The sequence below is a fragment of the Aquisphaera insulae genome (genome assembly GCF_011064615.1).
Taxonomy (GTDB): domain Bacteria; phylum Planctomycetota; class Planctomycetia; order Isosphaerales; family Isosphaeraceae; genus Aquisphaera; species Aquisphaera insulae.
In genome coordinates, this window is sequence record NZ_JAALJH010000009.1 from 56,642 (window position 1) to 79,379 (window position 22,738).

The 22,738-nt window shown below is 66.7% G+C and carries 12 protein-coding genes; 6 read left to right on the forward strand and 6 right to left on the reverse strand.

Going from position 1 to position 22,738, the window contains the following annotated elements:
* Window positions 1-181: 181 nt before the first annotated feature.
* From gltB to G6O54_RS07785, 3 genes are read left to right on the forward strand one after another with little or no spacing between them, the layout of a single operon-like run.
* On the forward strand, window positions 182-4,753 hold the full coding sequence (gltB, locus tag G6O54_RS07775) for a glutamate synthase large subunit (RefSeq protein ID WP_165222717.1): 4,572 nt from the start codon (window positions 182-184) through the stop codon (window positions 4,751-4,753).
* Window positions 4,746-6,215, forward strand: a complete 1,470-nt coding sequence (locus G6O54_RS07780) for a glutamate synthase subunit beta (RefSeq protein WP_165222720.1) — start codon at window positions 4,746-4,748, stop codon at window positions 6,213-6,215. The genes gltB and G6O54_RS07780 overlap by 8 nt, the downstream gene beginning before the upstream one ends.
* Window positions 6,216-6,237: 22 nt before the next feature.
* Window positions 6,238-7,473, forward strand: coding sequence for a hypothetical protein (locus tag G6O54_RS07785; RefSeq protein ID WP_165222723.1), 1,236 nt, complete (start codon window positions 6,238-6,240; stop codon window positions 7,471-7,473).
* Here G6O54_RS07785 and G6O54_RS07790 read toward each other — a convergent pair.
* Entirely contained in the window at window positions 7,439-8,404 is a 966-nt protein-coding gene (locus tag G6O54_RS07790) for a glycerophosphodiester phosphodiesterase (protein ID WP_165222726.1), read from the reverse strand. The genes G6O54_RS07785 and G6O54_RS07790 overlap by 35 nt on opposite strands.
* A 258-nt stretch (window positions 8,405-8,662) precedes the next feature.
* On the opposite strand from G6O54_RS07790, the gene G6O54_RS07795 reads away from it, so the two are divergent.
* Window positions 8,663-10,054, forward strand: a complete 1,392-nt coding sequence (locus tag G6O54_RS07795) for an ammonium transporter (RefSeq protein ID WP_165222729.1) — start codon at window positions 8,663-8,665, stop codon at window positions 10,052-10,054.
* A 1,249-nt stretch (window positions 10,055-11,303) separates the two neighbouring features.
* Here the strand turns inward: G6O54_RS07795 and G6O54_RS07800 are convergent.
* Window positions 11,304-12,926, reverse strand: a complete 1,623-nt coding sequence (locus G6O54_RS07800; protein ID WP_205678695.1) for an ammonium transporter — start codon at window positions 12,924-12,926, stop codon at window positions 11,304-11,306.
* A gap of 861 nt (window positions 12,927-13,787) precedes the next feature.
* Between G6O54_RS07800 and G6O54_RS07805 the strand changes: the two genes are divergently transcribed.
* Both G6O54_RS07805 and G6O54_RS07810 read left to right on the forward strand, forming a co-directional pair.
* Window positions 13,788-14,135 (forward strand): P-II family nitrogen regulator, encoded by a 348-nt coding sequence (locus G6O54_RS07805; protein WP_165222735.1) that lies wholly within the window; start codon window positions 13,788-13,790, stop codon window positions 14,133-14,135.
* Window positions 14,136-14,245: 110 nt separating this feature from the next.
* A complete protein-coding gene (locus G6O54_RS07810; protein ID WP_165222738.1) occupies window positions 14,246-15,724 on the forward strand; it encodes a cation:proton antiporter in 1,479 nt (492 codons plus the stop codon).
* A 90-nt stretch (window positions 15,725-15,814) separates the two neighbouring features.
* On the opposite strand, the gene G6O54_RS07815 is transcribed toward G6O54_RS07810, so the two are convergent.
* The 4 genes from G6O54_RS07815 to G6O54_RS07830 form a co-directional block, all read right to left on the reverse strand.
* Complete coding sequence (locus tag G6O54_RS07815; RefSeq protein ID WP_250846762.1) at window positions 15,815-17,326, reverse strand: outer membrane beta-barrel protein; 1,512 nt, start codon at window positions 17,324-17,326, stop codon at window positions 15,815-15,817.
* A gap of 647 nt (window positions 17,327-17,973) precedes the next feature.
* Entirely contained in the window at window positions 17,974-20,160 is a 2,187-nt protein-coding gene (locus G6O54_RS07820) for a glutamine synthetase III family protein (protein WP_205678696.1), read from the reverse strand.
* Window positions 20,161-20,839: 679 nt separating this feature from the next.
* Entirely contained in the window at window positions 20,840-21,364 is a 525-nt protein-coding gene (locus G6O54_RS07825) for a hypothetical protein (protein WP_165222747.1), read from the reverse strand.
* A gap of 112 nt (window positions 21,365-21,476) precedes the next feature.
* Window positions 21,477-22,523, reverse strand: a complete 1,047-nt coding sequence (locus G6O54_RS07830) for a 3'-5' exoribonuclease YhaM family protein (RefSeq protein ID WP_165222750.1) — start codon at window positions 22,521-22,523, stop codon at window positions 21,477-21,479.
* Window positions 22,524-22,738 lie beyond the last annotated feature (215 nt).

A 22,738-nucleotide genomic window follows, 5' to 3' on the forward strand; every position in this document is an offset into this window, starting at 1 on the left:
GACCATCCCGCTGGATACGTCCACCCCCGAACCTGAATCGACCGCGTCCGTCCGAATCGTGCAGCGGACGACGAGAAAGGCGAGCCCGAGATCGGGCTCCGAAGCATCGAAACGCGTCGCCCCGGCGACCCGATTTGGTACACACTCGAAGGCTCTGGATACGTGCCGAAGGACCACAATCATGGGAACAGGCTTACCATCGCCCCAGGGGCTTTACGATCCGAGTCGTGAACACGACGGCTGCGGAGTGGGGTTCATCGCGGACCTCAAGGGGCGGAAATCCCATGCGCTCGTTCGCGACGGCCTGACGGCGCTCGTCCACCTGGACCATCGCGGCGCCTGCGGCTGCGAGGACAACACCGGCGACGGCGCGGGGATCCTCATCCAGATACCCCACGCGTTCCTGGTGGAACGATGCAAGGCCCACGGCATCGCCCTGGGAGAGCCGGGGTCCTACGGCATCGGGGCCTTCTTCACCTCGCCGGACCCCAAGCAGCAGGCGTACGGCAAGAAGCTCTTCGAGAAGATCGTCAGGGATGAGGGCCAGTCGTTCCTGGGCTGGCGGCCGGTGAAGACCAACAACGAGCCGCTGGGCGCCAGCGCCCGGAGCGTGGAGCCCAGGCTCTTCCACGCCGTCGTGGGCCGCGGGGCGACCATCAAGGACGCGGACGCCTTCGAGCGGAAGCTGTTCGTGGTCCGCAAGCGGTTCGAGGCGGCGATAGAGGATTCCGGGCTGGACGACCACAAGTACTTCTACTTCTCCAGCCTCTCGTGCCGGACCATCGTCTACAAGGGGATGCTCACGCCGGGGCAGGTGGGGATCTACTTCGAGGACGACCTCGCCGACTCGCGCCTGGTCAGCGCGATCTGCATGTTCCACTCGCGGTTCTCCACCAACACCTTCCCGAGCTGGCAGCTCGCCCACCCCTACCGGATGATCTCGCACAACGGTGAGATCAACACCCTCCGCGGCAACATCAACTGGATGAGGGCGCGCGAGGCGCTCTTCGAATCGGCCCTCTACGAGCCGGGCGACCTGGACAAGATCCGGCCGATCATCCGCGAGGGGCTCTCCGACACGGCCTGCCTGGACAACGCGGTGGAGCTGCTGGTGCGCTCCGGCTTCAGCCTGCCGCACGCCATGATGATGCTGATCCCGGAGGCCTGGGACCATCACGAGTCCATGTCCCAGGTCAAGAAGGACTTTTATCAGTATCACAGCTGCCTCATGGAGCCCTGGGACGGCCCCGCGTCGGTAACCTTCACCGACGGCAAGAACATCGGCGCGGTCCTCGACCGCAACGGGCTGCGGCCCAGCCGCTTCGTCGTCACGAAGGACGACCGGGTGATCATGGCCTCGGAGGTCGGCGCCATCGAGGTCGCGCCGGGGAACGTCCTGAGGAAGGGCCGGCTCGAGCCCGGCAAGATGTTCCTCCTGAACCTGGAGGAAGGCCGGATCGTCGACGACGAGGAGCTGAAGCAGCAGATCGCCTCCGCCCGGCCCTACGGGCAATGGCTCCGCGAGTACATGGTCCACCTATCCGACCTGCCGCCGGCGCCCGAGGTCCCGGGCCCGGATCCCCGGACGCTCCTCCAGCGTCAGCAGGCCTTCGGCTACACCCTGGAGGACCTCAAGTACATCCTCGGACCGATGGGCTCGAGCGGCGAGGAGGCGATCGGCTCGATGGGCAACGACGCGCCGCTCGCGGTGCTCTCCGACCGGGCCCAGCCGCTGTTCAACTACTTCAAGCAGCTCTTCGCCCAGGTCACGAACCCGCCCCTCGACGCGATCCGCGAGGAGCTCGTCACCTCGGTCTTCACCGGCGCCGGCGGCGAGCAGAACCTGCTCGAGCCGAAGCCGGAGTCGTGCCGCCAGATCGCGCTCGAGATGCCGATCGTGGACAATGACGAGATGGCCCGGCTCAAGCAGCTCGAGGGCTGGCGGGGCTTCACCTCGGTCACGCTGCCGATGCTCTTCGTCGCGGCCGACGGGGCCGCCGGCATGGAGCGGGCGCTCGATGCCCTGTTCGAGAAGGCGAGCGAGGCGATCGACGCCGGCGCCAGCCTGATCATCCTTTCGGACCGGGGCGTCAACGCGGAGATGGCGGCGATCCCGTCGCTCCTGGCCTGCTCGGGCCTGCACCACCACCTGGTCCGCCGCGGCCAGCGCTCCCGGGCCGGCCTGCTGATCGAGTGCGGCGACGTCCGCGAGGTCCACCACTGCGCCCTGCTCCTCGGCTACGGCGCCGGCACGATCAACCCCTACGTCGCCTTCGAGACGCTCGACGCCATGATCCGCCACGGGCAGATCAAGGGCCTCGACCGCGAGGAGGCGATCTACCGCTACCGCAAGGCGATCAAGAAGGGGGTCGTGAAGGTGATGTCCAAGATGGGCATCAGCACGATCCAGAGCTATCGAGGCGCCCAGATCTTCGAGGCCATCGGCCTGAACGAGGACTTCGTCGCCCGCTACTTCGACAAGACCGCATCCCGGGTCGGCGGCGTCGGCCTGGAGGAGATCGCCCTCGAGACCCTCGAGCATCACGCCCGAGCCTATGCCGTCCGCGAGGCCGGCCCGTCCCTGCTGGACGAGGGGGGCCAGTACCAGTGGCGCCGCGAGGGCGAGTTCCACCTCTTCAACCCCGAGACGATCTTCCGGCTCCAGCACGCCACCAGGTCCGGCCGCTACGACATCTTCAAGGCGTACACGCGGAGCGTGGACGAGCAGAATGAGCGGCTCTGCACCCTCCGCGGCCTGTTCGAATTCCGCAAGGGGGCCCGGAAGCCGATCCCCATCGAGGAGGTCGAGCCGGTCGAGGCGATCGTCAAGCGGTTCGCCAGCGGCGCCATGAGCTACGGCTCGATCTCGGCGGAGGCCCACGAGACCCTGGCCATCGCCATGAACCGCCTGGGGGCCCGCTCCAACACGGGCGAAGGGGGCGAGGATCCCGAGCGGTTCCGCCCGCTCCCCAACGGCGACAGCAAGCGGAGCTCCATCAAGCAGGTCGCCTCCGGCCGGTTCGGCGTCACCAGCGAATACCTCGTGAACGCCGACGAGCTCCAGATCAAGATGGCGCAGGGCGCCAAGCCCGGCGAGGGGGGGCAGCTCCCCGGCCACAAGGTCTGGCCCTGGATCGCCAAGGTCCGGTACTCGACGCCGGGCGTCGGCCTGATCAGCCCGCCGCCGCATCACGACATCTACTCGATCGAGGACCTCGCGCAGCTCATCTTCGACCTCAAGAACAGCAACCCGCGGGCGCGGATCAGCGTCAAGCTGGTGGCCGAGGTCGGCGTGGGCACGGTCGCGGCGGGGGTCGCCAAGGCCCACAGCGACGTCGTCCTGATCAGCGGCCATGACGGCGGCACCGGCGCCAGCCCGCTGACGTCGATCAAGCACGCCGGCGTCCCCTGGGAGCTCGGCCTGGCCGAGACCCAGCAGACGCTGGTGCTCAACAAGCTGCGGGACCGGATCGTCGTCCAGACCGACGGCCAGATGAAGACCGGCCGCGACGTCGTGATCGCCGCCCTCCTGGGGGCGGAGGAATACGGCTTCGCCACCGCGCCCCTGGTGGTCATGGGCTGCGTGATGATGAGGGTCTGCCACCTCGACACCTGCCCGGTCGGCATCGCCACCCAGAACCCCAAGCTCCGCGAGAAGTTCCACGGCCATGCGGACCACGTCGTCAACTTCTTCCGGTTCATCGCCGAGGAGGTCCGCGAGCACATGGCCGCGCTCGGCTTCCGGACCGTGGAGGAGATGATCGGCCGCAGCGACCTCCTGGACATGCGGAAGGCGCTCGACCACTACAAGACCCGGGGCCTGGACTTCAGCAAGATCTTCTATCGCCCGGACATGGGCCCCGACGTGGCCGTCCGCAAGGTCCGCGAGCAGGAGCACGGGCTGGACACGACCCTGGACGTGAAGACCCTGGTCCCGGATTGTGCGCCGGCCATCGACCGCGGTGAGCCGGTGTCGCTCGACCTGAAGATCCGCAACGTCAACCGCACGGTCGGGACGATCCTCGGCAGCGTGATCTCGCGCAAGTATGGCTCGGCCGGGCTCCCGGAGGATACCATCCAGCTCCGCTTCAAGGGCTCCGCCGGCCAGAGCTTCGGGGCGTTCGTGCCGCGGGGCATCTCGTTGACGATCGAGGGCGACTCCAACGACTACGTCGGCAAGGGGCTCTCCGGCGGCAAGATCGTCGTCTTCCCGCCGCGGGAGTCGACGTTCGTCCCCGAGGAGAACATGATCATCGGCAACGTCGCCCTCTACGGTGCGACCGCCGGCCGGGCCTTCTTCCGCGGCCTCGCGGGGGAGCGGTTCTGCGTCCGCAACAGCGGGGCGCAGGCCGTCGTCGAGGGGACCGGCGACCACTGCTGCGAATACATGACCGGGGGCGTCGCCGTGATCATCGGCCGGACCGGCCGGAACTTCGCCGCCGGCATGAGCGGCGGGATGGCCTTCGTCCTCGACGAGGCCGGCGACTTCTCGCGCCGCTGCAACAAGGACATGGTCGACCTGGAACGCCTGGTCGAGTCCGAGGACGTCGAGCTCGTCCGCGACCTCCTGATCCAGCACGCCGGGTACACGGGGAGCACCGTCGCCGCACGCCTCCTCAAGAACTGGGACCAGGCGGTGGGCAAGTTCGTCAAGGTGATGCCCCGCGATTACCGCCGGGCGCTCGAGGAGAGGAAGAAGGCCGAGATGGAGGCTGTCGAGGTGTCCGTGCAGGTGGAGGTGACCCGTGGGTAAGCCGACCGGATTCATGGAGTACCCGAGGGAGCTCCCGACCCGCCGCCCGGTGGACGTGCGGCTGAACGACTACCTCGAGGTCTACGACCCGTTCCCCGAGGACCGGCTCCGGGCCCAGGGGGCCCGCTGCATGGACTGCGGCATCCCGTTCTGCCACCAGGGCTGCCCGCTGGGCAACCTGATCCCGGACTGGAACGACCTGGTCTACAAGGACCACTGGCGCGCGGCCATCGACCGGCTGCACGCCACCAACAACTTCCCCGAGTTCACCGGACGGCTCTGCCCCGCCCCCTGCGAAGCCTCGTGCGTGCTGGGGATCAACAGCGACCCGGTCGCGATCAAGAAGATCGAGGAGTCGATCATCGAGCACGCCTGGGAGCAGGGCTGGGTCGCCCCCGAGCCTCCCCGGGTGAAGACCGGGAAGTCGGTCGCGGTCGTCGGCTCCGGGCCGGCGGGCCTCGCCGCCGCCCAGCAGCTCGCCAGGGCCGGCCACGCCGTCACCGTCTTCGAGCGGGCCGACCGGATCGGCGGGCTCCTCCGCTACGGGATCCCCGACTTCAAGATGGAGAAGAGGTATCTCGACCGGCGGCTCCGCCAGATGGAGATCGAGGGGGTCGTCTTCCGCCCGGGCGTCAACGTCGGCGTCGACGTCGCCGCGGCCAAGATCCTCGCCGAGTTCGACGCCGTCTGCCTCTGCGGCGGCGCCACCCAGCCGCGGGACCTCCCGATCGAGGGCCGCGACCTCGACGGCATCCTCTTCGCCATGGACTTCCTGACCGCCCAGAACCGGCGCGTGGCCGGCGACGGGAGCCAGCATCACGTGCACACGGCGGAAGGTAAGCACGTGATCATCATCGGCGGCGGCGACACCGGCGCCGACTGCCTGGGGACCTCCCACCGGCACGGCTGCAAGACCGTCCACCAGTTCGAGATCGTCCCCCGGCCCCCGGACGACCGGGCCCCCACCAACCCGTGGCCCCAGTGGTCGAACGTCTTCCGGGTCTCGTCCGCCCACGAGGAAGGGGGCGATCGCGTCTACTCGATCAACACCCGCCGATTCGTCGGCGAGGGGGGGCGGGTCAAGGCCCTGGAGACGATCGAGGTCGAGATGAAGGTCGAGAACGGCCGCCCCAGGTTCGTCGAGGTCCCGGGCACCGAGAAGGTCTACCCGGCCGACCTGGTCCTCCTGGCCATGGGCTTCACCGGCCCCGAGAAGAACGCCCTGCTCGAGCAGTTCGGCGTCGAGCTCGACCCGATGGGGAACGTGAAGGCGGACGCGGCCAAGCGGACGAGCGTGCCGAAGGTCTTCACGGCCGGGGACATGACCCGCGGCCAGAGCCTCATCGTCTGGGCCATCGCCGAGGGCCGTCACGCCGCCCACTCGATCGACAAGTTCCTCATGGGGGACACCCAGCTCCCGAGCCCCCTCGATTTCGGCAACCATGCGAGGCCGTTCGCCTGATCACCCGGAGGTCGCGGACACGATGCCCGGCAGCCGTCGTCAGCTCCGTCACGCCCTGGGCCTGGTGGCCTGGCTCTCCCTGGGCCTCGGCCTCTCGGGGGCGGCCCGCGCGCAGGTCGGTCCGACGTATTCGGGCCTGTTCGACGACCCCCCGCGGACCGACCGGCTCGCCCCGGCCGATCTCGCGAACCTCGGCCGCCTGGTGGTGCTCGAAGCCACCTCCATGTATGACCACGCCCGGTCGGAGTTCCTCAATAGCCCGGCCGGCCCGCCGCTCCTCGCGGAGATTCAGGAGGTCTGGCGAGCCGGAGACGACTTCACCGCGGCCATCGCGTTCAGCCCGGATCGGCCGAGCGGCCTCGAGGCCGGGCGGCTCGCCTATCCGGCCCTCGAGCAAGCGTATGCGAGGCTCCGGGACCGGATGGACAACACGCCCGGCGGAGGCTCATCGAGGTCGAGGAGGAATTTCCTGCAGATGACCCGGGTCATCGCCGTCATCCCCCCGCTGCTGGCCTCCTCGCCGGAGCCCCAGCCGGTGGCCGTCGCCGCGACCGATCGCGCCCGAGTGGACGAGACGGCCCGCGTCCTGGCCCAGGAAACGCGCAGCCTGCTGGCCGCGCTCGAGGCCGATGCGACCACGCCCGAGGGGCCGAAACGCGACGTCCGAAGGCTCGGCGAGCTCGCCGAGGGCTTCGCGCGGATCGCCGCCGCCGGCGCGGACGATTCGACGGTCGTCGCCGGGCTCAGGCCGCTGGCGGACGTCGCCGGGTCGCTCGATCTCGAGTTTCAGCGGCCCGCGTTCGCCGCCGGTGTCCGGGAACGATGGAGGCGGGTCCGGCGAACGGTCGATTCGCTGGCCGCGAGATTCCGGCTCCCGCGGCAGATTGTCCTCGCTCGACCCCGCCAGGACGTCCCGCTCGAAGGGGCCGTCGCGCCGATCGACGAGGCCATTCGGCGGCTCGAAGGGTGGATCGGCAACGATCCCGCGGCGAGCCGCGCCGTCCCCGTTGCGGAGGTGCCACGGGACGCGGCCGGGCGTCTCCTCGCTCGCCTGCTCCTGCTTCGCCAGGACGTGATCGGCGGACAGCCCGCCGCCGTCATCGGCAGCGACCTCGACGGCGTCGAAACCGCCCGCGTCCCGCTCCGGCCCGATGTCGTGGGCCGAGGACTCCGCCCCGAGGCGGTCGCCCTCGACCAATCGCTGGGACGGGCGGCCGCGGCCCTCAGGACGCCTCCGGGTCGGAAAGACGCCCGTTGATGCGTTCCGAGACGGCCCCGGGGTCGTCGGTGATGATCGCCGCGACCCCGATCGCCGCGAGATGCTCGGCCAGCCCCCCCTGACGTGAGTCATTGACCGTGTAGACCAGGGTGGGGATCGAGGCCCGCCTCAGCTCGGCGACCTCGGCCCCGCACAGCGAGGCGGCGGAAGGGGACCGGCGGTAGGCGATCGACCCGGCCCCCAGGCAGTCCGCGGAAGCATGAAAGGTCTGTGCCCCGACGATGTCCCGGATGTACTCCGCCGGCCGGAAGAGGGGCGTATCCACGAGGATCCCCCGCGGCGGGCAAGTTCCCCCCGCAGCCATGTGGACGAGCCTTGCGACGTCGCGATGATCGAAGCTCGAAAGCAGAACCCGCCCCTCCGTCCCCGTCCGGCGGATCGCCTCCACGACCGCCTCGACGAGGCCGGGAGGAGACTCGGGGAAGGACTTCAGCTCCACATTGACCAGCCAGTCCAGCTCGGATGTCAGGGCGAGCGCCTCCACCAGGGTTGGGATCCGGATCCTGCCGGACTCGAAGAAGGCCCGGCGATCGGCCTCGATCCGCTCGAGCGTGCCGAATGCGACGGCCGTCCGGCGCCCACCCGAACGTTGAACGAACCAGCTCCCCGCGTCGAGCGAGGCGACCTCATCCCGGTCGAAATCGGATAGCCGGAATCCCCCCGAACCGCGAGCATCCCCCTCGAACCGCCGGGCGACGTCCGTGGTCCGGACCAGGAATTCGTCATGCAAGACCACGGGCACCCCATCCCTCGTGAGCTGCACATCCAGCTCCCACGCGGCGGCCCCGCACGCGTGGGCGAGCCGGGCGGCCTCGAGCGTGTTCTCCGGGGCGAGGCACGAGCATCCCCGATGCGCGATCACCGCGGGCTGCCTGGATTCGGAAAGAAGCTCCAGGAAAGGATTGTTCACGAGTTTGCCCCCTTCACATGGGAAGCAGTCGAGGCACCGCATCGAACCCTCACGGATCCTGGCATGTGACTTGCCCTAGGAGACTCTTCGTCGTGCTCTCTCCTCACCGCGGTCCTGCGACGACTATCGGAGCAGGTTACACAATCCCTTTTGAATTCACCACTTGCGCGGTAGCGCGGGATTGTGGTGCTGAACCTCTAGGGCGAGGCAGCGAATCATCGATCCGGCATCGTGCCCATTTCCTGAAAGGAACTGCTTATGAAGCGTGCAGTGACACCGTTGATCCTCCTCATCGGCCTGGCGGTCCTGGCGCTGGCGCCAAATTTGTTCGGGGGCGAGGCGCTGCCGGACGGGGATGCGCTGAGCGCCGGCGACACGGCGTGGATGCTGACGGCGTCTGGGCTAGTGCTTCTGATGACCCCCGGCCTTTCGTTCTTCTACGGCGGCATGGTCGGCTTCAAGAATGTCGTCTCCACGATGCTTCAGAGTGTGATCGCCCTGGGCGTGATCAGCCTGCTCTGGGTCCTGGTGGGCTTCAGCCTGGCCTTCGGCCCCGATGTCGGCGGATACGGGCTGATCGGGAACCCGTTCACCCACTACATGCTCAACGGCGTGGGCGAGAAGACCGTGACCATGGGGGCGGGGGAGGGGGCGATCAAGTTCACGATCCCGTTCCTGGTCTTCTGCATGTTCCAGCTCAAGTTCGCGATCATCACACCGGCGTTGATCACGGGCTCGTTCGCCGAGCGCGTGCGGTTCTCCGCGTACCTATTCTTCATGGTCCTGTTCAGCCTCCTGATCTACTGCCCGCTGGCCCACTGGACCTGGCACCCCCAGGGCATCTTCTTCAAGTGGGGTGTCAAGGACTTCGCTGGCGGGACCGTGGTGCACATGTCGGCGGGGTTCGCGGCGCTCGCCGGGGCGATGCTGCTCGGGCGTCGCAAGGCTCACCTCGCCAATGAGGCCCACGAGGCCTACAACGTCCCCTACGTCCTGCTCGGGACCGGGATGCTCTGGTTCGGCTGGTTCGGCTTCAACGCCGGCTCCGCCCTGGGGGCCAATGGCAGCGCCGCGCTGGCCTTCGCCACGACCAACACGGCCTCGGCCTGTGCGATGCTGGGCTGGATGTTCTTCGACTGGGCGAAGGGCCGCAAGCCGTCGGCGATGGGCGCCTGCATCGGCGCCGTGGTCGGCCTGGTGGCCATCACTCCGGCCGCCGGTTTCGTCACCATCCCCCAGAGCATCGTGATCGGCCTGGTCGCGAGCATCATCAGCAACGTGGCCTGCCATTTCAAGAGCAAGTCCACGCTGGACGACACGCTCGACGTCTTCCCGTGTCACGGGGTCGGCGGCATGGTCGGCATGGTCGCGACGGGCATCTTCGCCAAGGACGTCGGACTCTGGTACGGCAAGACCGAGACCTTCATGTACCACATGATCGCCCTGGTCATCGTCGCGGTCTTCGCGTTCGTCGGCTCGATCATCCTCTACAAGCTGACCGACCTGATCATCCCGCTCCGCGTGACCGAGAGTCAGGAGCACGAGGGCCTGGATCAGAGCCAGCACGGGGAGTCGGCCCTGGCGATCAGCTCCTTCACGAACGGCAACGGCCATGCCTACGCCAAGGTGCCGGCCGACATCCTCGCCTGAGGCCGTCGCATAGGGGTCGATGAGAACCGGCCCCATCATAACTTCCGGCTGCCGAAGAGCCGCCCCGGGATTCATGCCGGGGCGGCTTTTTCTGGTTCATCCGGCCGAAGCGTGCGCCGGATGAGCGGCGGGGCAGTGCACCTCCCGCCAGGGAGTCTCTCCTCAGGGTGAGACCGTCCTTTGTAGGGTGCGTCAAGCGGAGCGCAGACGCACCGGATCGGATCGGCACCAGGATGGCGAGGATTCCCCATTCGGGCAAGGCACAGTGACCTCAGATCGCTCGCTCGTCCACCATGCCTCGGCGGTCCGGTGCGTCTGCGCTCCGCTTGACGCACCCTACGAAAGGCTCATCCGGCGGAGGCGAGCGCGGGCTTCAGGACGAGGCCAAATCCGGCTCTCCCCCTTGGTAAGCGGGGAACGATTTCTGTCTCGGCCCGCCCCGGCAAGTGAGACCGAGACGGCCTCGGGACTCGCAACGATCACCTATCGTCGCTCGAGCTCAAGGCCCCGGCCCGCTTCCCTCACCTGGCCACCCGCTTCTTCCCTGAAGGCCGTCCTGCCCCTTCGACCGTGAGCCTCCGATCGGACGCGCGCTCCTCCTGGATGAACCCTTTTTGTGCCCCAGACCGGGCCGTCGCCTTCAGGACTGTCGACACGGATCCGGCACGCCGGGACTCGAGAAGAGCCGGCCGCCTTGGACGTCCCCGCGGTTCCTGTTACCGATCAGGCCGGTCGACGATCGATCACCGATCAATCGGTGCTTTCGTCGATGCCGCCGCGGCTCGTCCCTTCTCCAGATCCGGAGGTGCCGAGATCCCGGAACGTGGATCATGAGAATGCCATGACCGCCCCAACCACGGCCAGGAAGAGGAGGATTTCCTTGATCAGCTCGTTCTCTCGAAGCTTGGCGTTCAAGGTGCGCGGTCCTCGAGCTTGATCGGCCTGCGTCGCCGATCCGGAATTCTTGTTCGCATCAGGGCGAGTTGTCCCTGAAGGAAAGCTCATACCAAATGCAGGAAATTGCCGGTCCTCGTCGCAACAACCTGCAAGTGGTTTTCGGTCAGCGAGTTTCGGCACCGACGAGGCGAAGAGAGGCGGGACGACGCAGCTTCCTCGGGAACGCTCCGTGGATTTGAGCAAACGAATGGGGCACTTCTGTCTGAAAAGTGCGCTGGAGATGCAAAAGAGGGCGGTCCCGGTGGACCGCCCTCTGAGGGTTGTCAAGGTTCTCGCTCGGGCGGACGATCCGTCACGAGTGGTGAACCGGAGTCCTGGATTCCGTCTTGCCGACGTTGCTCGGGACCCCGGGGCCGTAGGTGGAGATGTGCTCCGCGCCGGCGTTCTGGATGTGGATCGGATCCTCGTCGACGTACCCGAGGACGCCCATTTCGGGGATGTCCAGGCCCTCGATCTCGATCTTGGCCGAGACACGATTGCCGATCGTCTTCTCGATGATCAGGAAGCTGATGTACGCCACGGGGAAGACCCAGAGGATATTTGCCAGGACGCCGATCGACTGGGCGGCGAGCTGGCCGAATCCGCCGCCGTAGAAGAGGCCGAGCGGGGCCTTGTCGGCGACGCCGTTCCAGCCGGCGCCGTACTTGCCGTCGGCGAAGAGGCCGATCGCGAGGCAGCCGAACGCACCGCAGACCCCGTGGACGCTGATCGCGCCGACCGGATCGTCGACCTTCAGGACGCGTTCGATGAAGAGCACGCTCCAGATGACCAGCACGCCCGCGATCCCGCCGATGATCACCGCGCCGATCGGGTTCACGAAGGCGCAGGGGGCGGTGATGGCGACGAGGCCGGCGAGGAGGCCGTTGCAGGCCATGGTCGGATCGGGCTTGCCGAAGACCATCCACATGTAGGTCTGGGCGGTGAAGAATCCGGCGGAGCCCGCGAGCATGGTGCAGACGCAGACGCTGGCGATCCGGCCGTCGGCCAGGGAGAGGGTGCTACCGCCGTTGAATCCGAACCAGCCGAAGGCCAGGATCAGGGTCCCGAGCACGACCATCGCGATGTTGTGGCCGGGGATCGCGTTGGCGGAGCCGTCCTTGTTGAACTTGCCGATTCGAGGACCGAGGATGATGGCCCCCGCCAGGGCGGTGACGCCGCCCGTCATGTGCACGACCGAGGATCCGGCAAAGTCGCAATGGCCGTTGCCCAGCCCGAAATTGGCGCCCAGGTCGGCGAGCCATCCGCCGCCCCAGACCCAGCAGCCGTAGACGGGATAGATGAGCATCGAGATGACGAATCCATAGACCACGAAGGCCGAGAACTTCCAGCGTTCCGCCATGGCCCCGGTGGGGATGGTCGCGGTGGTGTCCATGAACACCATCTGGAAGAGGAAGAGCGTCAGCACCGACATGTCGTTCGCATCGCCGGCCAGGAAGAAGCCCGAGTAGCCGAGCACCTCGAACGGCTTGCCGAAGAGCTCGAACTTGACCATGTTGTGGAGGACGTCGGGCCCGTTGAAGACCCCGATCGGCCCGAAACCGCCCATCTGAAAGGCGAAGCCGCAGATGAAGTAGCCGAGCATGCCGATCCCGTACACGGCCAGGTTCATCGCCATCGTGTGGGCCATGTTCTTGTGCCGGGTCAGCCCCGTCTCGACGAGCGCGAACCCCGCCTGCATGAACATGACCAGGAAGCCGGCGATCAGGGCCCAGATCATGTTGCCGTTGATCTTGAGCATGGCCACGTCCCGCGTGACCGTATCGATGTTCGCCTTGCCGTCGGCGAGCGTGAGCGCCCCGGTGGTGCCGGCCCCCGTGTAATTGCCCGTGGAATCGGGCGAAGTCGCCGACTTGGTGACGTCGGGAAGGGCTGGAGCGGGGGCCGCCGCGGGAGCCGGGGCCGCCGCGTCCGGCACTTGACCCCTCGCGGTCAGTCCGCCTTGCCAGTAAGACACCAGCCCAAACCATGCGAACATCGCTAGCCCGAGGACTAACCGTCGGGAGAGGGGACGCTTCATCGGCTGAATTCTCCAGTGGGGGGTCGGACGGACTGCGCGCAGACTCGACGAGCGTCGAGCTGGCGACGTCGCACGGAACGCTCGAAGTCCAGGCTGCTTGGGGAGACAGGTAGGACAGCCGGACCGGCATCTTTCCGGATCCTAGAGGAAAACCCGTGCCACAGGCCAGCGAGCGATTCCTCCCCGCCCGTTAATTCGCGTTAATCATTAACCCGAAACAACTTACACACGAACATGTTGTCAATGATCTTCCGCCTGCCGGGATCAATGTCCGGTGAACAGCAGGTATCGTGCGCGCCTCTCCGGCACCCCTGTCCGGAATCTGAGCGACGAGTTCCGCGATGCGAACATGAAAACCCGCAATTCGCTGACAAACCGAGCGTGATTGTTCGACGATGTAACGCCTCGGTGGGCGACCGCGACGCGAGCATTTTGCAGGCGCGTCCCTCGGTTCGTCACCCCTCCGATGCGCTCGGGCGGTCGGGCCGGAAGCCTCGGCGTGTTGTCCGATCACGCCCGGCCTGGATCGGTGGCATGGGACGTGCTCCCTGCGTGAAATGGACAACACGGGCCGGGAGACACATCGCAAGGCTCCGACCGCGGCGCGATCGCTCATCGCTGGGCGACCTGGATCCCGCAAGACTTCGAGTGCCTCCCCGCGGCTCGACGATCGGCCCCCTGGATCGGATCGCGACAACTTTGAATCGACTCTCCTCCTGGCCATGCCGCCTGGCCGCCCAACGGAGCATGTGAGCAGCCATGAAATTGATCATCGCGGTCATCCAGCCGGAGATGCTCGAATCGATCCAGGCGGCATTGACTGATGTTGAGATATTCAGGCTAACCGTCGTCGAGGCAAGGGGCTTCGGCCGCCAGCTCGGATTCACCGAGGTCTACCGGGGCCAGGAGTATCGCGTTAATCTCCTCAAGAAGGTGCAGATCGAGATCGCCGTGAACGACGACTTCGTTCAGGCCGCGCTCGACGCGATCGTCCGTGGCGGCCGGACGGTTCCCGACGGGAAGATCGGCGATGGAAAGATCTTCGTCCTGCCCCTTGAGGAGTGCGTCCGGATCCGGACGGGTGAGCGCGGGTCGGATGCCATCTGACCCCACAACCCGAGCATGCTGCAGGCACGCCTCACGACTCGGGGCGGCCACCAATCGGGGATGAGCGCCTGCCGGTTGCGGATCGCAGGCCGTCCCCGGAGAATCCCCCAGTGAATCGACCCGCCCGAATCCACGTATTCCGGCTTTTCCTTCCGATCGTCGTCGCGATGGCCGTCCTGGCCCCGGACGTCCGGGCCCAGTCGGCCACGCAAGCCGGGACGGCCGTCCAGACCGCTCACGAGTCCGCCGCGAGCGGCCCGGGCGTGTCGGCGGCCGAGGCACACGAGGACACGATCGCCCCGGTCCTGCTCGGCGTCATGGTGATCATCCTGGCGGCGCGGGTGGGGGGACACGTCTTCGAGGTCCTCCGGCAACCCCCCGTCCTCGGCGAGCTCGTGGTGGGAGTGGTCCTCGGGAACCTGTCGCTGGTCGGTTTCCATGGGCTCGATTTCCTCAAGCTCGAGACGCCCGCGGCGGCGGCCGGGCTTCCGGAACATCTGCGGCTTGCCGGGATCTCCATCGACCACCTGTCTCGAATCGGGATCATCCTGCTCCTCTTCCAGGTCGGCCTGGAGGCCCATCTCGCGGATTTCCGACGCGTCGGCCTGTCGGCCTTCCGCGTGGCGGTCCTGGGCGTGATCGCGCCCTTGATCCTGGGATTCGGCGCGGGGGCGATCCTGCTGCCGTCCCGGGGCTGGCCGGTCTTCCTCTTCCTGGGGGCGGCCCTGAGCGCGACGAGCGTCGGGATTACCGCCCGGGTCCTGCGAGACCTCGGCAGGGCGTCGACCCGCGAGTCCCAGATCGTCCTGGGCGCCGCGGTCATCGACGACGTCCTCGGGCTCCTCGTCCTCTCGGTGGTCCAGGGGATCGTGCTCTCCCTCGGGGATTCGTCGGGGGGGTTCAGCCTGATCGACGTGGTCGTCATCGTCTCGAAGGCCGTCGGCTTCCTGATCGGCGCCCTGGCCGCGGGACAATTCGTGAGTCGGGCGGTCTTCAAGGCGGCCAGCTACCTGCAGGGGGGCGGGATGTTGACGGTCACCGCCCTGGCCATCTGCTTCTTCTTCGCCTGGCTCGCCTCGCGGATGGGGCTGGCCCCCATCGTGGGCGCGTTCGCGGCCGGCCTGATCCTGGAGAAGGTGCAGTATCGAGAGCTCGCGCGGAGGCAGGAGAGGCACGAGCTCGAGGACCTGATCCGCCCGATCGCGGACCTCCTGGTCCCGATCTTCTTCGTCATGATGGGCCTCCAGGTGGACCTCCGCACCCTGGCCGACCCCCGCGCGATGGGGCTGGCGGCCGTCCTCTTCGTCGCGGCCGTCGTCGGTAAGCAGGTCTGCTCCTTCGGAGCCCTCGAGAAGGGCCTGGACCGGCTGAGCATCGGCATCGGGATGATCCCGCGAGGAGAGGTCGGGCTCATCTTCGCCGCGATCGGCAGGCGGCTGCAGCTCAATGGGACGAATGTCGTGGACGACGGGACCTACTCCGCGCTGGTCCTCGTGGTGATGGCCACCACCCTGGTGACGCCGCCGCTGCTGAAGATCTCGGTCCAGCGTTACGAGACGGCGCGTGCCGTCGCGAAGCCCTCGGCGTAGCGGCGATCTTGGGAATAACTCGCCTTCGAAATGATCGGTCCCCGCTCCGTCCCGGGGACGTGCGGGGACCGATCAGGCTCGCGACCATGCTCAGAAGATGAAGATCGCGTCAACCGCCAGGGTAAACTGCGAGTTCCTGGTGTTGTTGCTGTACGACGGGTGGAACTGGGACCAGTCGTACCGCGCCTCCGGCCGGATCCAGAGCCATTCATAGGGCTTGATCTGACAGCCCAGGGTCTGCTCGTAGTAGGTATCGCCCACGAGCAGGCCGGTGCGAGCACCGTTCGTATCCCAGAAGACTTCCGACCGCCAGACCCCCATGAGCTTGTCGCTGAAGGCGTAGAGGAACCAGTTGCCGAAGCTGTACCAGGTCTCCTGCTTGGGCTTCGCGTTCTGGACGACGCCGTCGACCACCGGAGCACCGAGGCCGGGGACGTCCCGCTCCCACCCCTGGTCGGTCTCCAGGACCTGGGTCAACTTGTCATTCCACTTATGCGTGAGCACCGTGGTGAAGAGGGTGCGGTCGTTGCGCTTGTAGCCCGGGTTGTTCAGGCCAGCAACGGACGGGATGTTGATGTAGCCCGTCGGGTAGATCTGCTGGTTGGCCGGGAGGAAGCTGGGATACTGATTCGGTCCCCAGACGCACGTGAAGGCCAGGCTGGTCTTGTCGTCCTGAGAGGTCCAGGCGAATCCGCCCATATACCCCCAGATGTAGCGGTCGTTGATCCACCGATCCCAGCCGTTGATCGTGCCGTTGAAGAGGTTGATCTTGTCGGTCAGGTGGAGCGTGGTCATCAGGCCGACGTGGGTGAACGGTTGGCCGTAGTTGAACATGTAGGGCACGGAGAGCAGCGGGCGGGCGACGGCGGGCACCACTTCGTAGCCGGCAAGCGTGTAGAACCGACCGCCCTTGACGTCGAGGCCGCCCTTGGTGAGGAAAGGCAGGTGGACCTCGCCATAAAGCTGGGCCATGTCGTAGCCCGAGAACTGGCCGGGCCGGAAGGCGCCGTTGAAGAGGCCCTGCATGTAGTTGAACTGCCAGTCGTTGCCGAACAGGTTATCGATGCGGAAGCCCCAGTTGACCTCGTCGTTCTGCTTGAGCGGCTTCTCGAGGATGAGGTAATACTGGTTACCCATCCACGAATTCGCCTTGTAGTTCGGATTCACTCCGAAGTTGAAGCCGTTGCCGAAGCCGTTCGTGTTGCCGGTATAGCTGTTCTGGATCCAGCCGTAGACCTTCCAGTCCGAATCGGCCGGAATGTCCAGGAACTTCATGAGAAGGCCCCGGGTGTCCTCATTCCCCGCTTCGGCCTCCTCGCCGGCCGCGGCAGAGGCCGTCGGCTCGCCGCCGCCGAAGGCCCGCTCCGAGGCCGGGAGGCTGAGATCGCTGGTGTTGGCCCCCGGGACGCCCGGCTCGGCATTCACGGCCGCGTCGGGCGAAACCGGCGGCTGGGTCGCCGGCGCGGGGGGCTGGACCTCGATGACCGGAGGTTGAGGAGCGGCCTCCGTGCCCGGGGTCTGAACTTGACGGACGGCCCGGTCGAGCAGGCCGTGGCTGCCGGGCAGGTAGCCGGGCTTCCCGCCGATATTCCCGTAAGGCACCGAGCCCGCGCGACCCGTTTGCGCGGCCTGGGATCCGGAGCGAGTGCTCGATCCGTACGAATCCTGAGCGCGAACCGAACCGCTGTGTATGGAAAACAGCAGGGCGAAAGCGGCCCCGCCGGAAAATGCCTGCACCCACGGAGATCTCATCCTGAGCTCCTCCCGTTATCCTGTCGAAAGTCCATTGAAACAGTTGGCGATCCTGAACTAGCAAACCAAGTGGCCGGGCACCTCGGTCGGAGCCGGCACTTTCCTGGACCTAACGATCGCTTCATTCCGCGGTTACGCCCGACGAGTGGGCTACTCACTCCGTTTCACTGAACTTCCTGATCCTCGCAATACTGCGAGGCCGACGGCGAGCGCAACGGCTCGGCCTACGTCCATCCGAGTCTCCGCCAGGCCACGCCGGAGAGATCCTGACGCGAGAATTACACGTAAAATCAAATCGGATGAGCGGCCGTGTCAATTTAGAGGATTCTCAGCAAGAGCATGAAAGCCCGGGATCTTCCGTGAGGATGGGAAGCTCGTGCAATTTCTGAGGCGCCGGACGCGAGGGTTCGAACGAGACGGGGCCCTCCCCCCGAGGACTGGCCAAGGGAAGAGAGCCCCTTCGAATCGAGGACGCGGCCTTCAGGCCCGCGATCCGATCACTTGATGAAGAGCATCTCCTGGTAGGTCGGGAGCGGCCAGAGGTCGTCGGCGATTAGCGTTTCGAGCTTGTCGCCGGCGGCCCGGACGGCATTCATCGCGGGGATGATCGCGTCCCGGGAGTGCTTGGCATGGTCGAGCGAATCGCCCTTCGAGGGCTCGTCGATGGCCTCGTTGAGCTTGTCGACGGCCGACTGGAGGTCGTCGATCCCCGAGACGAGCTCGGCGAGGTGCGCCGACTGGCCCTTCGGGACCGCGACGCCGCTGTTCTTGAGGTTGGCGATCGAGCCGGCGACCTCGGCCTGGTAGCGGAGGGCCGCCGGCAGGATCTGGCGTTGGGCGATCTGGAGGGTCAACTGGGATTCGATGTTGATGGTCTTGGTGTAGTTCTCGAGGAAGATCTCGTAGCGCGAATGGAGTTCCCGCTCGGAGAGGACACCATACTTCGTGAAGAGCCCGAGCGACTTCTCGGAGACCAGGTCGGGGAGGCTGTCGATGGTGCTCTTCCGGTTGGGGAGGCCCCGCTTCTCGGCCTCCTTGTGCCAGGCCTCGCTGTAGTTGTCGCCGTTGAAGAGGACCGCCTTGCTCTCCTTGATGGCCTGCTGGAGTAGCTTCTGGATCTCGGTATTGAGGTCCTTCTTCTCAGCAACAGCCTTCTCGAGGACGGTGGCGAACTCATCGACGGCCTCGGCGACGATCGTGTTGAGAACCACGATCGGGCCGGCGATCGACTGGGCGGAGCCGCAAGCCCGGAACTCGAACTTGTTGCCGGTGAAGGCAAACGGGCTGGTCCGGTTGCGGTCGCCCGCGTCGCGAGGGAGGGTCGGCAGGACGGTGACGCCGATCTTCATCTCGCCGCCCGCCTTGGCCGACTTGGCGCCGCCGGCCTCGATCTGCTCGACGATGTCCTGGAGCATGTCGCCCAGGAAGATCGAGATGATGGCCGGCGGGGCCTCGTTCGCCCCGAGGCGGTGGTCGTTGCCGGCGTGGGCCACGGCGACGCGGAGCAGGTCGGAGTGCTTGTAGACGGCCTTGATGACGGCCACGAGGAAGATCAGGAACTGGGCGTTGTCGTGGGGGGTGGCGCCCGGCTTGAGGAGGTTGTTCCCCTGATCGTCGGACATCGACCAGTTCAGGTGCTTGCCGGAGCCGTTGACGCCCGCGAACGGCTTCTCGTGGAGCAGGAGCTGCAGGCCGTAGCGATCCGCCACCCGCTTCATGGTCTCCATGACCAGCATGTTGTGGTCGGTGGCGACGTTGGCGCTCTCATAGAGCGGGGCGATTTCGTACTGGGCGGGCGAGACCTCATTGTGCCGGGTCTTTACCGGAACGCCCAGCTTGTAGAGCTCGGTCTCGGTCTCGAGCATGCAGGCCAAGACCCGCTCCGGGATGGCGCCGAAGTAGTGGTCCTCCATCTCCTGGCCCTTGGGCGGCTTGGCGCCGAAGAGCGTCCGCCCGGCGTTCATGAGGTCGGGGCGGTTGTAGTAGAAGTTCTTGTCGATCAGGAAGTATTCCTGTTCGGGGCCGGCCGTGGTGTAGACCGTGTTGGCCGTCGAGCCGAAGAGGCGGAGGATGCGGAGGGCCTGCTTGGAGAGGACCTCGACGGAGCGGAGCAGGGGGGTCTTCTTGTCGAGGGCCTCGCCGGTCCACGAACAGAAGGCCGTCGGGATGCAGAGCGTCGTGCCGTTGGGATTCTCGAGGATGAACGCCGGGCTGGTCGGATCCCACGCCGTGTAACCGCGGGCCTCGAAGGTGGCGCGGATGCCGCCGGAGGGGAAGCTCGACGCGTCGGGCTCGCCGCGGATGAGCTCGCCGCCGCTGAACTCGGCGATGGCGCCGCCCCCCTCGGTGGGGGCCAGGAACGAGTCGTGCTTCTCGGCCGTGAGGCCGGTCATCGGCTGGAACCAGTGCGTGTAGTGGGTCGCCCCTCGCTCCAGGGCCCAGTCCTTCATGGCCGCCGCGACGACGTCCGCAACCGAGGGATCCAGGGCGACGCCCTTGCGGAGCGTCTCGCGGATCGCCTTGTAGACGTTCTCCGGCAACCGGGCCCGCATCTGGTCGTCCGAGAAGACGTTGCTGCCGAAGAGCTGTCGTATGGTCGACGACGATTTCGGGGCCCGCCGCCCCGTGGTCGGCCACGTGGTCACGGATTCGATCGCCGCCTGTCTCGCCCTTGGATGTTCCACGGAATGGCTCCTGAGTTCAGGGAGTCTGGGATCCGCCGCGCGCATGCCACGGGAAGGTCCCGCGATCTCATCCGCAACCTCGACCCCGACCCGATTTGCCGCGCGGATGGTAACTCCGCTTCGGCAGATCCGCGGCGCGATGGGCAAGGACGATTCGATTCAAGGATGCGCACCTAACGCGATCGGATGGAAATTTGGAGCTAGCCGGAAAGCCTCTGCACTCGAACGGTCCCACCGGTAGGACGCCCGGAGCCTGCGATTCACGAAGAGCTTCGGATTGCGAGGAGATTCGGGGCGGTTCGCTGGACCCGTCCGATCGAGAACCAGGCTCGCGAGAGAGGTGGAGCGGCTCGCCACGCATCGCGGGATCCGGAGCCCCCGGGAGGGCCTTCGCATTCCCAACCAACGCCGCGATTCACCCCACGTCTTCGTTTCGGCGCGGGAGAGGACGCCGAACCTGGGATCGTGGTCAGGGAACGCTCGCTCATCGAGCGGCTTGATGTCCCATTCTCGAAGTTTCAGATTATATCGTGCGAACGATTGACTCGCCAGCCCCCAATCCGGCCCCAACGCTCGATTCGGCACATGCTTGCGCAATCCGGTACGGACGGGCGGGGGGATGGCGGCGACCCCGGCCGGGGTCGATCCTCGGCGAGTGACGCGACCGGGGAAACAGGCCTCACTTCTTGTTGAGCTTCGCAAGGATGCCGGCCGGGTCCTTCTTCGCCTTCGGACCGCAAGCGTCGCAGCATAGATAGACGTCACGCCCCTCGAGGGTCAACTTGACCGGCTTGTCCATGGCGCCCAGGTGGTCGCCGCTGACGGGGCAGACCGCCTGCTTGAGGGCGGCCGCCTGCTCGGCCTCCGGCAACAACTTGACGTTGGCGATCTCCGCGGCGGTGAGGGTGACCTGGGCAGACTCCGTGGCCCCCGACTTCGGCTCCTCGAGCGGGGGCAGCTCCCCCTTGCCGGCGTCGGCGGCGGGCTTGGACTCGGCCTTCGCCGGTGCCGGGGCGGGGGCGGGGGCGGGAGCGGGGTCCGCCGGCTTCTTCTCGTCGGCCGGCTTGGCGGGCGACGGTGCCGGCACGGCCTTGAGCTCCTTCTTGGCCGTCGCGGGGGCGCCCGGCTCTTCCGCCACGTCGCCGTTGCAGCCGCCGAGCGCGAGCACGACCGCGAGGCCTAGAATTCCTTCACGCGTTTTCATCAGCATTTCCTTGTTGAATGGAGAGAGTCGTCCCGCGGCAGGGAGGGCCGACTTGCGTCGTGAGTGCCCGCCGGCCATTCTAACCGCCGCCTCGGAGGGCCGCCAAGCGCGGTCAGGACAGGGGCGCGCGGTCCTCGGCCGCGGCCGCCTCGTCGGGGATCCCCTTGTAGATCCGCCGATTATCCAGCCCGTACACCCTGTCCGTGAACTCGTCGAGCGTGTTCGACTGCATCCGCTGCCGCGCGACGATGTTCATCTTGGCGTCGAGCTCGTCGATGAAGTTGACCAGGATGGCCTCGACGGTCTGGGGCAGGACCGGCGCCCCGTACTCGTGGCGACCGTGATGCGCCAGGATCGCATGTTCCAGCAGCAGCAGCGTCTCCTCGGGGAAGCCCTCGATCTTCCGGGCCATGTCGCGGACCATGTCGCGCCCCATGAGGATATGGCCCACGAGTCTCCCCTCCTTGGTATAGCGGGCCTCCACCGGGTTGTAGAGCAGCTCCCGGAGCTTGCCGATGTCGTGGAGGATCACCGCGGCCATCACCACGCCCTTGTCGAGGGGTGGATTAAGCTCGCTGTAGTAACTCGCGTAGTGGAGGATCAGCGACTCCGCCACCCTCGACATGCTCCAGACGTGCTCGAGCAGGCCGGCCGTGTACGCATGATGCATGGCCTGTGCGGCCTGCATCTTGGTGAAAAGGCCCTCGTGTTCCTCGAGGACCCGGGTGACCAGCTCGTGCAACTGGGGCTGCGTGATGAATCGATCGATGCGCGACCGGATCGCCTTCATCAGCGTCTTCGGCTCGTACCGACTGCTCTCGACGAGGTCGAAGAAATCGTACCCGTCCGGCTCGTCTTCCTCGGTCGCCGGCCGGATCCCCAGGAGCTCGATCTGCATCCCGTAGCGGAGGTCGTGCTTGCCGCGCACCTCCAGGCGATACGGCTGGCCCTCGGCCCAGCCCTCGGCGTCGGGGAAGAAGCGGTGATCGTGCCACAGCATGGACTCGTACTGGACCCGCTTGTCGCGGAAGATGCAGCGTACGAAAGGCTGGTTCCTCGCGGTCATCCCCCGGTGCTTCTTGACCAGCGCCGCATAGCAGACCGCCTCCTGGGCGTCCACCAGGTCGGAAAGCCGGATGACCACGGAACCGATCGCCATGACGTCCCCACCTCTCCACGTTTCGAACTGTCGATCCCCGGGAACCAGTCATCGCATGTCTAGTACTACCAGTCTACAACATCCTCACGAAATGCAATCCTCCGCGATGAGTCCGGGCGGGGCGATGGTCCGGCGATTCCCCATATCCAGCCGACTCGGCGCAGGGTATTTTCGGCGTGAGCCGGAATTCCGAGGGCGCGAAGGCAGGTCGATCC